Raw genomic sequence first — 13,654 nt, forward strand, 5'->3', positions numbered from 1 at the left:
TCAAAGAGAAACATCATGATCATCGTACTCAAACCCCATGCCACCGAAGCCGATGCCCAAGCTATTCTGGCCCGCATCGAAGCCAAAAACCTCAAGCCCCTTTACATGCCGGGGGTCGAGCGCATCGTGCTGGGCGCCATCGGCGACGAGCGGGTACTGGCTGAGCTCAATATCGAAGCCGACCCCATAGTCGAAGAAGTCAAACCCATCCTCTCCAAGTACAAGCTGGTTGCCCGCGAACTGCACCCCCACGACACCCAGGTGCCGCTGGGCAACACCCAGATTGGTGGCGAGCGCTTTGTGGTGATTGCCGGGCCCTGCTCGGTGGAGTCTCGCGAGCAATTAATGGCAGTATCGAAAATGGTCAAGGCCAACGGCGCCGTGGCCATTCGCGGCGGCGCCTACAAGCCCCGCACCAGCCCTTATGCCTTCCAGGGCCTGGGGGTTGAGGGCCTCAAACTCCTTAAAGAAGTGAACCAGGAGCTGGGCATTCCCACCGTGTCGGAAGTTATCAGCCCGGAAGATGCCGAGATGATGGCGGGCTACGTAGACATGCTGCAAATCGGCGCCCGCAACATGTACAACTATCGCCTTTTAGAAGCGGTGGGCAAAACCGGCAAGCCGGTGATGCTAAAACGTGGCCTTAGCGCCACCATTGAGGAGTTCCTGCTGGCCGCCGAGTACATCCTCGCCCAAGGCAACCCCAATGTGGTGCTCTGTGAGCGCGGCATTCGCACCTTTGAAACCGCCACCCGCAACACCCTGGATTTAAACGCGGTAGCGCTGCTTAAGCAAAAAACCCACCTGCCGGTGGTGGTGGACCCTTCCCACGGCACCGGTATTCGCGAGCTAGTTATTCCGCTGTCCCGCGCCGCCGCCGCCGTAGGCGCCGATGGCATCATTGTCGAGTCGCACATGAACCCCAAAGAGGCACTCTCTGACGGCCACCAGGCCCTGACCCAGGACCTTTTCGAGCAGCTGATGCGTGAGCTCAAACCCTTTGTAGCCGCCGCCGGGAGGACCCTGTGAGCCCTGCCCTGCTGCGCCTGCGTCTGGGCAACTGCCCGGACCCGTTAAGCGCTTATAAAACCTTGGCCGACAGGCCCAATACCTTGCTGCTGGAATCGGCTGAGCCCAGCGCCGGCAACGCCACCCAGAGCCTTATCATCACCGATGCGGCCCTGAAAATTACCGCCCTTGGCCGCGAGTTGACGGTCAAGGCCCTCACCGCCAACGGCCAGACCCTGCTGCCGCGCCTTTGCGAGCGCCTCGGTATGAATGCCAGCCTCACCGGTGACACCCTGACTTTGTTGGTGCCCAAGCCCGACCCAGAGCTGGACGAAGACTCCCGGCTCAAGGCGCCTTCGGTGTTCACCCTGGTCCGTGAGCTGCTGACCCTGCTGCCCAAAGACACCGACATGCCCTTTTCCAGCATGGTGGCCGGGCTCTTTGGCTTTGATTTGGTGGCAAGCCTTGAAGAGCTGCCCGAGGTGGGCGGCGATGAAGACGTGCCGGACTTGTGCCTCTACCTTGCCGAAACCGTGCTCTACATGAATCATCGCAACCAGAGCGCCACCTTGCTGGCCCTGGCGCTTGAAGGCACCCAATCGGCTGCGTACTTCGAGCTGTCCCGGCGCCTGGCAAGCTACCAGCAGCTACTGAAAGCCCCGGTGGCGCTGCCCAAGGTGGCCATCGAGGCCCCGGCGGTGCCCACAGTGGTGCCGGAAGACGACACTTTCAAAGCTCAGGTGACACAGCTTAAAGAACACATCCTCGCCGGTGATTGCTTCCAGGTGGTGCCGTCCCGGCGCTTCCTGGCGCCCTGCCCGGCGCCGCTTATCACCTACCAGGCGCTGCGCACCCAAAACCCCAGCCCCTACATGTTCTTTTTAAACGCCGGCAGCTTTAGCCTCTTTGGCGCCAGCCCGGAAAGCGCCCTGACCGTTGACAGCCAAAGCCGCGAACTGGCGGTCTACCCCATCGCCGGCACCCGCCCCCGCGGCATCGATGCCGACGAAGACGGCCGCTTCGAGCTGGAAATGCGCCTGGATGAAAAAGAACAGGCCGAACACCTGATGTTGGTGGATTTAGCCCGTAACGACGTGGCCCGGGTGTCGGAGCCTGCCAGCCGCACCGTTACCGATCTCTTGAAAGTGGACCGCTACGAGCGGGTGATGCACCTCGTTTCCCGGGTCAAAGGCACCCTGCGCCGCGACCTTGACGCCCTGCACGCCTACCAGTCAGCGCTCAATATGGGCACCTTGACCGGGGCGCCGAAGATCATGGCCACCCACCTTATTCGTCAAGTGGAAGGCCGGCGCCGCGGCGCCTACGGCGGCGCCATCGGTTATGTAACCGCCCGTGGCGACATGGACACCGCCATAGTTATTCGCTCGGCAGTGGTACGTGACGGTGAGGCCTGCGTGCAAGCGGGCGGCGGCGTGGTGTTTGACTCCACCCCGCAGTTTGAGGCCGATGAAACCCGCCACAAGGCCGCCTCGGTGCTGCGCGCCCTGGGCGCCAAGGAGGTCAAAGCATGATAGTGCTGCTCGATAACCTCGACTCCTTTACCTACAACCTGGTGGACGATTGCCGTCGTCTGGGCGAAGAAGTGGTGATTTACCGCAATACCGTGTCGGTAGACACCATCATGAACAAGCTGGCCAGCACCCCCGATGCGGTGCTGCTGCTCTCCCCCGGCCCCGGTAACCCGCAATCGGCCGGTAACCTGATGGCCGTGCTGCAAAAAGCCCTGGGCCGCTACCCCATCCTTGGGGTTTGCCTGGGCCACCAGGCCCTGGTGGAAGCCACCGGCGGCAGCCTCAAGCGCTCGCCCCTGCCTCGCCATGGCAAGGCCTTTCGTCTGAACATCAAGCCCCATGCACTTTTTGACGGCATGGGCGAGGCGCCCATGGTTGGCCGTTACCACAGCCTGGTGGCCGATACCGTCTCCGATAAGCTTGACGTGGTAGCCGATGCCGAACAGCAAGTGATGGCAGTGGTCCATAAATCGGCGCCCGCCATTGGCCTGCAGTTCCACCCCGAATCCCTGCTGACCCGCGATGGCCACAAACTGCTGGTAAACGCCCTGAAACTGTTACGGGGGGCGGCATGAGCCTTGAAAAACTCCTTAAAGGCGAGCGCCTGAGCGCCCTTGAGTCCCAGGCCTTTTTTGCCACGATGGCCGCCGGCGACATGGACCCACTGCACCTGGCGGCCGCCCTTGCCGCCATGAAGGTGCGCGGCGAAACCAGCGAAGAGCTGCAAGGCCTGGCCCAGGCGCTGCTGGCCGCCGCCAATCCCTTCCCGCGCCCGGCAGGGGATATTGTCGATTGCTGTGGCACCGGTGGCGACGGCGCCAACACCCTCAATATTTCCACCACCGCCGCCTTTGTGGCGGCAGCGGCCGGGGTGCGGGTAGCCAAGCACGGTAACAAGGCGGTGTCGTCCCAGTCAGGCAGCACAGACGTGCTGAGCGCCCTTGGCATCCCGGTGCTGGTGGAGCCCGAATTGGCCAGAAAGGCCCTGGAGGCCAACAACCTGTGCTTTTTGGCCGCGCCCCAATACCACCCCGGTATCAAGCACGCTATGCCGGTGCGCCAGGCGCTCAAAACCCGCACCCTCTTTAATCTGGTGGGCCCCCTGGTCAACCCGGCGCGGCCCAACTTCCAACTGATGGGGGTCTACGACCCGGCGCTGCTGGAAACCATTGCCCAGGCGCTAATGGCCATGGGCGTGGAGCGGGGCCTGGTGGTGCACGGCAGTGGCCTTGATGAGCTGGCCCTGCACGGCCCCACCGATGTGGTGGAAATTCGTGACGGCGCTTTGATCCAATACCAGCTAACCCCTGCCGATCTCGGCCTTGAAAGTGCCAGCATTGAGCAGCTGGCCGGGGGCGATGGCGCCTTTAATGCCCGCGCCCTTGAAAAACTGCTGGCAAGGGGCGAGCCAGGCCCGTACTTTGATGCAGTTGCAGCTAATGCAGGTGCCCTGCTCTACTTGGCCGACATTACCCACACCTTGAAGGAAGGGGTGGCCAAGGCCGGCGACATCATAAAAAGCGGCCAGGCCATGGCCACCCTTGTTCAGTTAAAGGAGACTCTCCGTGGCCACAGTGCTTGAAGACATCGTTGAACGTAAAAAGGCCGATTTGCCCGAGTTGAAGGCTCGCTACCCACGTGCCGCCACCATGACCCTGCCGCTGTCCAAACGCTCGTTGGAGCATAATTTGCGCTACGGCAGCGGCTTTATTCTGGAGTGCAAGAAGGCCAGCCCCTCCAAGGGCCTTATTCGCCAAGACTTTGACCCTAAAGCCCTGGCCGCCATTTATCAGCAATATGCCTCCGGCATTTCGGTGCTGACCGACGAGCCCTATTTTCAAGGCCACCCCGATTACCTGGCTGCCGTGGCGCAAAGCGTCAAGGTGCCGGTGCTGATGAAGGACTTTTTCATCGACCCCTTCCAGGTGCGCCTGGCCCGCTACCTGGGCGCCGATGCCATTTTGCTGATGCTCTCGGTACTGGACGACGCCAGTTACCTGGCCTTGGCCGAAGAAGCGCAAAAGCTGAATCTGGATATCCTCACCGAAGTGGCTACCCCGCAGGAGCGCGACCGGGCCGTCAAACTGGGCGCGCGCATCATCGGCATCAACAACCGCAATCTGCACGACATGACCATTGATCTGGCCCGCACCGAACAGTTAGCCAAAGCCATTCCCGAAGACCGGGTGGTCATTAGCGAGTCAGGCATCAAAACCCACAGCGATGTTAAGCGCCTAAAAGCGGTAGCAAAGGGCTTTTTGGTGGGCTCGGAGCTGATGAGCAAACATGATGTGAACCTTGCCTGCCGCCAATTGGTGCTGGGCGAGCACAAGGTCTGCGGCTTGACCAAAGCGGCCGACGCCAAGGCCGCCTATGACGCAGGTGCTACTTACGGCGGTTTGATTTTTGCTGGCAAAAGCCCGCGCACCGTCACCGAAGCCGAAGCGGCCACCATCAAGGCCGGGGCGCCCCTGGCCTATGTGGGGGTCTTTGTGGACGCCCCTGCCGAGCACGTGGCGGCCATTGCCGATCGCCTGGGGCTGTTTGCGGTGCAGCTGCACGGCAACGAAGATGCCGCCTATGTGGCCGCGCTTCGCGGCAAGACCCAGGCCCAGATCTGGAAGGCCTGCACCGTCGATGCTGTGCCAGCACTGGCGGTTGACCGGCTAGTGGTGGATTCCAAACACCAAGGGCAATTTGGCGGCACCGGCGCCACGTTTGATTGGGCCAAACTGCCCCAAGACGCTGCCGCGCCGCTGATGCTGGCCGGCGGCCTTGGCCCAGACAACGTCCAAAGTGCCCAAGATGTGCCCGGCATCATCGGCCTTGACCTTAATTCCAAACTGGAGCTGGCCCCCGGCGTGAAAGATCCAGCCCTTATTCAAAAGACTTTTCAGTTGATGAGGCAAGCATGAGCCATTTCTCCCCCTACTTTGGCGAATTCGGCGGCACCTATGTGCCGGAGATCCTGGTCCCGGCCCTGGACCAACTGACCGAGGCCTTTGAAAGCGCCCTGGTCGACCCGAGCTTTCAACAAGAGCTGGGCAAGCTGCTCAAGCACTATGCCGGCCGCCCCACCCCGCTTTATGAGGCTACCCATTTAAGCCCCAATCCCTTGGTGCGTATCTTCCTAAAACGCGAAGACTTGGTGCACGGCGGCGCCCACAAGACCAACCAGGTTCTGGCCCAGGGCCTGCTGACCCAGCGCATGGGTAAAAAAGAAATCATCGCCGAAACCGGCGCCGGTCAGCACGGGGTGGCTACCGCCATGGTGGCGGCCATGCTGGGGCTGAAGGCCCGCATCTACATGGGCGCCAAAGACTGTGAGCGCCAGCAGCCCAATGTCTATCGCATGAAGCTGATGGGCGCCGAGGTAATTCCGGTGCATTCGGGCTCCGGCACCTTGAAAGACGCCGTCAACGAGGCGCTGCGCGACTGGGCCGCTAACTACGACAGCGCCCACTACCTGCTGGGCACCGCTGCCGGCCCGCACCCCTTCCCGCATCTGGTGCGCGAGTTCCAGCGCATTATCGGTAAGGAAGCCAAGGCCCAGATGCTCGAAGCCATCGGCCGCCTGCCCGACGCCGCCATTGCCTGTGTGGGCGGCGGCTCCAATGCCATTGGCCTTTTTGCCGACTTTATCGAGGAAAAAGGCGTGGAGCTTATCGGTGTCGAACCCGGCGGCGAAGGCCTGGATACCGGCAAGCACGGTGCCCCTATCCACCTGGCCCGGGTCGGGATTTTGCACGGCATGAAGAGCTACCTGATGCAGGACGGCGAAGGCCAGGTGGAAGAATCTCACTCCATCTCTGCCGGCCTTGATTACCCGGCGGTAGGGCCCCAGCACGCTTATCTCGCCCAGACCGGCCGCGCCCAGTATGTGGCCATCACCGACGATGAGGCCATCGAAGGCTTTAAAGCCCTGTGCCGCTCAGAGGGCATCATTCCAGCCATTGAGTCTTCCCACGCCCTGGCCTATGCCCTCAAGCGCGCCAAAGCCGCCACCCAGGAAGAAGTGCTGCTGGTTAACCTCTCGGGCCGAGGCGATAAAGATCTCAACACCATCATGAACCTGGAGGCCGCGCAATGAGCCTGTACGACGCGATGTTTGAGCGCCTGCGCGCCGACAAAGAAGGGGCTTTCATTCCCTTTTTGACCCTGGGTGACCCGGGTCTGGAAACCAGCTTCGAGCACCTTTGCATCATGGCCGAAAACGGCGCCGACGCCCTGGAGCTGGGCATGCCCTTTTCTGACCCGGTAGCAGACGGCCCTACCATCCAAGCCGCCACCCTGCGTGCCCTGGGCGCTGGCACCACCCCGAAAAAGGCCCTTGGCCTGATTCGCCGCTTAAAAGACAAGTACCCGCAGCTGCCGGTAGGCCTGCTCACCTACGCCAACCTGGTGTTTGCAGCCGGTATTGAGCAGTTCTACCAAGATGCCAAAGCCGCCGGGGTGGACTCGGTGCTGGTAGCCGATGTACCCATCAAAGAATCCGCGCCTTTTGTGGCCGCGGCCAAAGCCGCCGGGGTGGCGCCGGTGATGATAGCGCCCCCAAACGCCACGGACACCACCTTAAAAGCGGTGGCCGAGCTCAGTGAAGGCTATGTGTATCTGGTGTCCCGCGCCGGGGTAACCGGCACCGAAACCGCCGCCGGCAAACCCATTGGCCACATCATCGAGACCTTAAAGGACTATAACTCGGCGCCTGTGGTGCTGGGCTTTGGCATCAGTGAGCCGTCTCAGGTCAAGGCAGCTATCGCCTCGGGCTGCGACGGCGCCATCAGCGGCAGTGCCACGGTTAAAGCCGCCGAACGCAGCCCCCACGCCCTGGCTCGCTTCGTGGAAGGCATGAAGGCGGCCAGCCGCTGACACCCCAAGGGCCCAAGCGGGCCCTTTTTCACAAGAGACACCGATGCTGGATAAAGAAAGGGTTTTAAAGCTCGCCAACACCCGGATGCCCTTTGGCAAGTACCAGGGCAAGCCGCTGATGGCGCTGCCGGAGGAGTATCTTTTGTGGTTTCAGCACAAGGGCTTTCCCGAAGGGGAGCTGGGCCAGCTGATGGCCCTGGCCTTGGCGCTGAAGGTAGAAGGGTTGGACCGGTTGCTCGACCCGCTACAGAAATCGCAGCCATAAAAAAAGGACGCCTAAGCGTCCTTTTTATTCACCGTGATATTGTCTCTTACTGAGCAATAACGTTGGCAGCTTGAGGGCCTTTCTGGCCTTGCTCAACGGTGAAAGAAACTTTTTGGCCTTCTTTCAGTACTTTGAAGCCAGTACCTTGGATAGCGCGGAAGTGAACGAATACGTCAGCACCGCCGTTTTCGGGGGTGATGAAGCCGTAACCTTTCTCTTCGTTGAACCATTTTACGGTGCCAGTAGTGTTGGACATGGTAGTCTCCTGAAGTTTGACTGTGCGCCTGAGCGCAAATAACAAATTACTTATGATTACAAACAGTTAGTGAAGCTTCAGGACAACATTACTGGGTAAAGCGAATGTGTAGAGAAGTATTCAAATCTTGACTGTTACATAAAGTAAGACCGCACTTTACGGCCGGTGCGAATAATAGCACAAGGACACCGGCAGTACAGGACTATTTTCAAAACCTTAGATAAAACGCAATTGGCTGTTTATTAACAAGATTCGCCAAAGGCAAAGGTTTCAGCATGTTACCGGAGCAGCAGCGCGGCCGAATATTGACGCCGCCCGAGCCGAGCCATACGCAAGAAGGCCTCCAGGGGAACCGGCATGGCGATGTTATCGGTCACGCTCTCCACGTCTTCGAGATCCGGGTCATGAAGGTAGACAAAACGTTGGTCCATGGCCACCACCAGCACCCAGTGCGGCGCCTTCTCATTGTGCATCAGATAGGTAGAGATAAGCACCAGCGCCAGGCCACCACCGTCCAAGTGCCGGGCCAGGGCGTCCAGCTCCAGGCGCTGATGAATACGCTGAATACCGGCCTTTTTAAGGCGCTTGGAAAAGTCCTCATGGACCACCGTCACAATGCGCTTTTTCTCAAGGTTTCTGACCCCTTCGATAAAGGGCACTTCCCGGTCCGACACGCACAGGCTCACTTCCAGCCCCTGGGCGGCGGCGGCCAGGGCCAGGCCTTCACCGGAGCAGCCGCCGTGGCCGGAAGTCATATAAATGGTGGTGGACTCGCGCCAGAGATTGAGTTCGTCGCTGATGCGCGGCTTGTGCTTTTTCTTGAGCGCCGACAGCGCCATCAGCAGGCAAGACGGGCCGCAGGTAAAACGGGTTTGCTGCGGGTAAAAAGGCACCTTGAGGCTGCCCTTGGGCAGTTTTCCCTTGATGCGCTTTTCCATACGCAGGCCATCGCTGCCGTCTTCGTAATAAGCCAGCAGCGGCGCGATGGTCTTAAAACCAAAGCGCTCATAAAGGCCGATGGCGGCCACGTTGTCGCCCTGCACTTCCAAACGGATGGCAACCGAGCCCTCGGTAATGGCGGCGGCTTCGATTTTTTCCATCAGCAATTTGGCAATGCCCCGGCCACGGGCAGCGGGGTCTACCGCCAGCGAATACAGGCGGGCGAGCGCCGTACCCTTTTTCAGCAGCAGCACGGCAGCACCGAGCAGCTTGGTCTTGTCCTCGGCCACCCACACTTGGCCATGGGCCTCTTTTAACAGATGGCGCCAGCGGCGCCGGTCCAGGCGGTCGTGGGTGAAGGCTTTGTTCTCCAGGGCGTGGAGATCGTCAAGGTCGGCAATGGTGGCCAGGCGCACTTTCATGGGTCATACCCTTTACAGGACTGGCTGCACAATAGCCATAATTAACGCCAACTTACAGCGAAGGATATTTGTCATTAGAACAAGAAATCCTTGTTTGCGAGCCTCGCTTATTGCGCGCATCCTTTGTGCCAATTAACACAGGAGTGACCCATGACCCGGCTTTACATCCTCCTCAAGGACACCAAACAGTGGGGAGGCCTCTACCCTTCCGACGATCTGCTCACCGCCCGCCAATACCTGAAACTGCCGCCAGTCAAAGGCGACGACAAAGTCCAGGTGCTAAACCTCACCGGCAGCTACCGCTACCTGGGTGAAGGTTACTATTGCTCCTTGCTGGCCGAAGCCCGCGGTCACCGGGTGCTGCCCTCCGTTGCCACCTTGAATGACCTGGCAAGCCGCGGCCTGTACGGCCCTGAGCTTAAGACCCTAAAAGCCCCCAAAGAGGCGGACCTGACCTTTCGCATCTTCTTTGGCCGCACTCTTAACCCGGAGTTTGCCGAGCTTGGCCTGCAACTGTTTGACCGCTTCCCGGCCCCTATTTTGGAAGCGAGCCTCAAAGACGGCATTATCACCAAGCTAAAACCCAAGGGGCTTTCCAACCTCACCGATGAGGAAGAAACCCTCTTTGCCGAGGCCCTGGACGCCTTTTCCCACAAGATTTGGCGCGTCAAAAAGCCCAAGCGCAAATACCGCTTTGATTTGGCGATGCTGGTGGACCCAGAAGAAAAGCTGCCGCCGTCCGATACCGGCGCCCTTAAGCGCTTTATTCGCGCCGGCCGCACCCTGGGCGTGCAGGTAGACCTTATTACCCACAAGCAAGCGGCGCGTCTTGCCGAATACGACGGCCTTTTTATCCGTGAGACCACCAGCATTCACGGCCCCAGCTTTCAAATGGCGCGCCGCGCCGAGAACCTGGGCCTGGCAGTGATTGACACGCCGGAGGCCATTCTTCGCTGCACCAACAAGATTTATCTGGCCGAACGGATGGAGCAGGCCAAGGTGGCCATTCCCAAAACCCGAGTGGTGCAGCGCGGTGACGACGACGCGCTGGAAGCGGCAGCGGCCGACTTGGGTTTTCCGCTGGTAATGAAAATTCCAGACGGCTCCTTCTCGCGCGGGGTCGTCAAAGCCCAGAGCCTGGAAGATGTGCGCAAACATGCCGCAGGCTTCTTCAAGCAATCGGCCATGATCTTGCTGCAAGAATATTGCTACACCGAGTTCGACTGGCGGGTGGGCGTGCTCAATAAAGAGCCGCTTTTTGTCAGCAAATATTTCATGAGCCGCGGCCACTGGCAGATCTACAACCACTCGGGCAAGAAAACCCAGTCCGGCGGCTTTGAAACCCTGCCGGTAGCGGCGGCACCGAAAAAGGTGGTGGAAACCGCCGTCAAGGCCGCCAACCTGATGGGTGACAGCCTGTTTGGGGTGGACTTGAAAGTGGTAGACGGCAAACCGGTGGTGATTGAGGTGAACGACAACCCCAACGTCGACTCCGGCGTTGAGGACAAGATCCTCGGCGACCAGCTGTATCTCACCATCATGCAGGAATTGGTCAAGCGCATGAGTTGACGTAGACTGGGCGGCAGTTGTTCGGAGGAATACATGGCTTTTCTCGATTACCTGCCGCTTATCGCGTTTTTTATTGCATACAAGTTGACCAATATCTACACCGCCACCTGGGTGCTTATTGGGGCCAGTGCCCTGATGCTGGGGGTGGTGAAACTGGTTAGAAAATCGGTTTCCAAGCAGCAGTGGTGGCTATTTGCCGCCGTGGTGGTCTTTGGTGGCCTGACCCTGGCCTTCCGCTCCGATCTCTTTATCAAGTGGAAAGTCACAGTGGTTTATGCCGCCTTTGCCATCGCCCTTATCGGCGCTCAGATGAGCGGTAAAAGCCTGCTTAAATCCATGCTGGGCGAGCAGCTTAAATTGCCTGACGGGGTGTGGCGCAACATCACCTTTGGCTGGGGTGGGTTCTTCCTGGTGATGGCCGCCTTGAACTTGGTGGTGGCTTATCACTTCTCCCAGGATGCCTGGGTCAACTTCAAGCTGTTTGGCACCACGGCCCTTAGCCTGCTGGCCTGTGTGATAACCGGCATGGTGATTTACAAGCACTTGCCGGAAGAAGAGAAATCCTAAAAAAAGCCGCCATCTGGCGGCTTTTTCATATCTTAAATCGCCCTACCACTTGGCTTAGCCGCAGCGCCGTGTCTTCTACCGCATCTCCTTCTTCGGCGCTTTGCCTGGCGTGGTCGGCGCTTTGCTTGGCCATGCCATCGATGTTGCTCAGGTTCTGGTTGATATCGCTGACCACCATCGATTGCTGCTCGGTAGCGGCTGCTATCTGGTCGGCACGGTTACTGACGGTGCTGAGCCGCATCTGAATTTGGGCAAAGGCCTGGGTGGCCTCTTCCACCGCCGCCAAGGTGCCGTCTACCTCAATAAGGCCGCTTTCCATGGCCTCCACCGTGCCTTTCACGCCGCTTTGCAGGCGGGTGATCATCTGCTGGATATTCTGGGTGGACTCCTGGGTGCGCCCGGCAAGGGTGCGCACTTCATCCGCCACCACCGCAAAGCCCCGGCCAGACTCCCCGGCCCGGGCCGCTTCAATGGCGGCATTAAGGGCTAACAGATTAGTCTGCTCGGCAATGGAGCCAATCACGTCCAGCACCGTGACGATGTTCAGGGCTTCTTTTTCCAAAAGCGATACCGCTTCGGAGGCCTGGGCCATGGTGCTGGATAACGCGCGGGTCTGGCTTACCGACTTTCCGGCAAGCTCAGAGCCGTGCTCGGCGTCCATACTGGCGGCGCGGGCTTCTTTGGCTGAGTCGCCGGCGCTTTGCGCCACTTCCTGGATGGAGGCGGTGATTTGTTCGGTAGCCGTTACCAGCTGCTCCAAGGAGCGCACCTGATCGTTAATGACCCCCAAGGTCCGTGAGCCGCTGCCTTTGACCTCCTGGGCATGGCTGCTCATCTCCTTGGCGACACCGGCTACTTCCTGCATTTGCAGCTGTAACTGGCGCATCAGATCGTTGAAGTGGTGCGCCAGTTGGCCCAGTTCGTCGTTGTTGGTGACGTCGAGGCGGGCAGTCAGGTCGCCATCGCCTTCGGCAATATCCTTGATACGGCGCTGCAAGTGGCCGGTGGTGCGGGCCACGTAGCTCGGAATATAGACACCGATGGCAATAAAAATGGCAAGGATCACCGCCGCCGCTCCCCAGAGCATAAAGAGGCGTCGCTCGGCCGCGTCATGGGCGGCCTTGGTGGTGTCTTTGGTGTAGCCGTCGATAAGCTCGGTGCTTTGGTCAAGCAAGGTGCGGATCTTTTCAAATTCCTCGCTCGAATCAAGGCTACTCAAGCTGGTGTGGTTGGCAAGTTGGGCGTCCGAGTGCTTGAGCCACTGCTGGGCGTTTTCGTGAAAGGCGGTTACCAGTTGGGTGACCTTGGGCAGCTGCGCCTTCTCAGCGGCGGTGGTAGAGCGGGTCATAGCCTGCTGGAAGTTGTGGTCACGAATGGCAAGGGCTGCTTTGGTGTCTTTGCCTTCCATGGACAGCACCACGGCCTCCTGCTGGGCCACCAGCGCCTGGTAAAAATCCCGGTCAGCCTGGATAACGGCATCGATGGCCGGCAGCAGTTTGGCAAGCTCGCTGCTGCCCATGATTTGCGTGCCGTCGCCACTGGCCTTTAGCAGCGCATTGATGTGTTCTTCAATAAGTTCGGTGCTTTGGTCCATGTAAAGGCGGATTTTTTCAAAATCATCGGTGGAGTCGATGCTGCTAAGAGACACCTGGGTATTGAGCTTGGCGGTGGCCTTTTGCTGCCAGGCCACCACCTGGCGGCGAAAATCAGCCACCAGTGCATCGACTTTGGGCAAGGGTGTGAGGTCGGCCGCCAACTGCGAGCGTTTTAATGCCTGGCCGATATTGTCATTGAGGGTGGCCATGGCCTCGGAAGTGTCCTTGCCTTCGATTTTGCGCACCATGGCCTGCTGGCGGGCCACTAGCGACTGATAAAAATCTCGGTCAGCCTGCAACACCGCATTGACTGCCGGGATCAACCTAACCAAGGTATCGTCATTTTGCTGCTGCAACGCCTTAGTACCAAAATGGGCCAGGGCAGTCAGGCTCAGGGTGAGCGCGGTCAACACCAGCAAGGCAATGCGTATTTTATTGCTAAGGGAAAGCGACATAGGAGGCCCCGATGTGAGTGAACCAGTCATCGGCATCCCGCCTTAAATGACCGAAAAAACAACCACAAACGACACCTTATAGATAGTCAACAATCCTTGGCCCGTAAAATGCGCCCCCCCAAAACTTCCCTCTAACACCCATAAAAAAGGCCTGCATTATGCAGGCCTTGGGTCATT

The 13,654-nt window shown here is 59.5% G+C and carries 13 protein-coding genes; 10 read left to right on the plus strand and 3 right to left on the minus strand.

The genetic code is table 11. From position 1 onward, the window contains the following. Positions 1 to 15 precede the first annotated feature (15 nt). From aroF to AC22G1_RS12015, 8 genes are read left to right on the plus strand one after another with little or no spacing between them, the layout of a single operon-like run. A complete protein-coding gene (gene aroF, locus AC22G1_RS11980) occupies positions 16 to 1,029 on the plus strand; it encodes a 3-deoxy-7-phosphoheptulonate synthase (RefSeq protein WP_050659449.1) in 1,014 nt (337 codons plus the stop codon). After that, a complete protein-coding gene (locus AC22G1_RS11985; RefSeq protein ID WP_487313592.1) occupies positions 1,026 to 2,540 on the plus strand; it encodes an anthranilate synthase component 1 in 1,515 nt (504 codons plus the stop codon). The genes aroF and AC22G1_RS11985 overlap by 4 nt, the downstream gene beginning before the upstream one ends. Next, a complete protein-coding gene (locus AC22G1_RS11990; RefSeq protein WP_487313593.1) occupies positions 2,537 to 3,115 on the plus strand; it encodes an anthranilate synthase component II in 579 nt (192 codons plus the stop codon). Before AC22G1_RS11985 ends, AC22G1_RS11990 begins: the two co-directional genes overlap by 4 nt. Then, positions 3,112 to 4,122: an anthranilate phosphoribosyltransferase gene (gene trpD / locus AC22G1_RS11995; protein WP_487313594.1), complete on the plus strand. Its 1,011-nt coding sequence runs from the start codon at positions 3,112 to 3,114 to the stop codon at positions 4,120 to 4,122. The genes AC22G1_RS11990 and trpD overlap by 4 nt, the downstream gene beginning before the upstream one ends. Further along, complete coding sequence (gene trpCF / locus AC22G1_RS12000) at positions 4,115 to 5,455, plus strand: bifunctional indole-3-glycerol-phosphate synthase TrpC/phosphoribosylanthranilate isomerase TrpF (RefSeq protein WP_487316719.1); 1,341 nt, start codon at positions 4,115 to 4,117, stop codon at positions 5,453 to 5,455. The genes trpD and trpCF overlap by 8 nt, the downstream gene beginning before the upstream one ends. Next, positions 5,452 to 6,630, plus strand: a complete 1,179-nt coding sequence (gene trpB, locus AC22G1_RS12005) for a tryptophan synthase subunit beta (protein ID WP_487313595.1) — start codon at positions 5,452 to 5,454, stop codon at positions 6,628 to 6,630. Before trpCF ends, trpB begins: the two co-directional genes overlap by 4 nt. Continuing rightward, on the plus strand, positions 6,627 to 7,409 hold the full coding sequence (gene trpA / locus AC22G1_RS12010) for a tryptophan synthase subunit alpha (protein ID WP_487313596.1): 783 nt from the start codon (positions 6,627 to 6,629) through the stop codon (positions 7,407 to 7,409). The genes trpB and trpA overlap by 4 nt, the downstream gene beginning before the upstream one ends. 43 nt (positions 7,410 to 7,452) lie before the next feature. After that, positions 7,453 to 7,674: a DUF3820 family protein gene (locus AC22G1_RS12015; protein WP_487313597.1), complete on the plus strand. Its 222-nt coding sequence runs from the start codon at positions 7,453 to 7,455 to the stop codon at positions 7,672 to 7,674. A 46-nt stretch (positions 7,675 to 7,720) separates the two neighbouring features. Here AC22G1_RS12015 and cspE read toward each other — a convergent pair whose 3' ends face one another. Both cspE and AC22G1_RS12025 read right to left on the minus strand, forming a co-directional pair. Then, positions 7,721 to 7,930 carry a transcription antiterminator/RNA stability regulator CspE gene (gene cspE, locus AC22G1_RS12020; protein WP_050659441.1) on the minus strand — a complete coding sequence of 70 codons (210 nt, stop codon included), beginning with the start codon at positions 7,928 to 7,930 and terminating at the stop codon, positions 7,721 to 7,723. 278 nt (positions 7,931 to 8,208) lie between these two features. Continuing rightward, positions 8,209 to 9,291, minus strand: coding sequence for a peptidase C39 family protein (locus AC22G1_RS12025; protein WP_487313598.1), 1,083 nt, complete (start codon positions 9,289 to 9,291; stop codon positions 8,209 to 8,211). Positions 9,292 to 9,441: 150 nt separating this feature from the next. Here AC22G1_RS12025 and AC22G1_RS12030 point away from each other — a divergent pair, with 150 nt between their 5' ends. Both AC22G1_RS12030 and AC22G1_RS12035 read left to right on the plus strand, forming a co-directional pair. Further along, entirely contained in the window at positions 9,442 to 10,860 is a 1,419-nt protein-coding gene (locus AC22G1_RS12030) for a RimK family ATP-grasp domain-containing protein (RefSeq protein ID WP_487313599.1), read from the plus strand. 33 nt (positions 10,861 to 10,893) lie between these two features. Then, positions 10,894 to 11,427, plus strand: coding sequence for a septation protein A (locus AC22G1_RS12035; protein ID WP_487313600.1), 534 nt, complete (start codon positions 10,894 to 10,896; stop codon positions 11,425 to 11,427). 25 nt (positions 11,428 to 11,452) lie between these two features. Here AC22G1_RS12035 and AC22G1_RS12040 read toward each other — a convergent pair whose 3' ends face one another. Next, positions 11,453 to 13,477 (minus strand): methyl-accepting chemotaxis protein, encoded by a 2,025-nt coding sequence (locus AC22G1_RS12040; RefSeq protein WP_487313601.1) that lies wholly within the window; start codon positions 13,475 to 13,477, stop codon positions 11,453 to 11,455. Positions 13,478 to 13,654 lie beyond the last annotated feature (177 nt).

Source organism: Gallaecimonas zhanjiangensis, from assembly GCF_057624825.1.

Excerpts from the sequence above, each read along its gene's own strand:
- AC22G1_RS12035 (WP_487313600.1), top strand. The coding sequence starts at position 10,894 with ATGGCTTTTCTCGATTACCTGCCGCTTATCGCGTTTTTTATTGCATAC.
- AC22G1_RS12015 (WP_487313597.1), top strand. The coding sequence starts at position 7,453 with ATGCTGGATAAAGAAAGGGTTTTAAAGCTCGCCAACACCCGGATGCCC.
- AC22G1_RS12030 (WP_487313599.1), top strand. The coding sequence starts at position 9,442 with ATGACCCGGCTTTACATCCTCCTCAAGGACACCAAACAGTGGGGAGGC.
- trpD (WP_487313594.1), top strand. The coding sequence starts at position 3,112 with ATGAGCCTTGAAAAACTCCTTAAAGGCGAGCGCCTGAGCGCCCTTGAG.
- AC22G1_RS12040 (WP_487313601.1), bottom strand. The coding sequence starts at position 13,477 with ATGTCGCTTTCCCTTAGCAATAAAATACGCATTGCCTTGCTGGTGTTG.
- AC22G1_RS11990 (WP_487313593.1), top strand. The coding sequence starts at position 2,537 with ATGATAGTGCTGCTCGATAACCTCGACTCCTTTACCTACAACCTGGTG.
- aroF (WP_050659449.1), top strand. The coding sequence starts at position 16 with ATGATCATCGTACTCAAACCCCATGCCACCGAAGCCGATGCCCAAGCT.
- trpA (WP_487313596.1), top strand. The coding sequence starts at position 6,627 with ATGAGCCTGTACGACGCGATGTTTGAGCGCCTGCGCGCCGACAAAGAA.
- trpB (WP_487313595.1), top strand. The coding sequence starts at position 5,452 with ATGAGCCATTTCTCCCCCTACTTTGGCGAATTCGGCGGCACCTATGTG.
- AC22G1_RS12025 (WP_487313598.1), bottom strand. The coding sequence starts at position 9,291 with ATGAAAGTGCGCCTGGCCACCATTGCCGACCTTGACGATCTCCACGCC.
- cspE (WP_050659441.1), bottom strand. The coding sequence starts at position 7,930 with ATGTCCAACACTACTGGCACCGTAAAATGGTTCAACGAAGAGAAAGGT.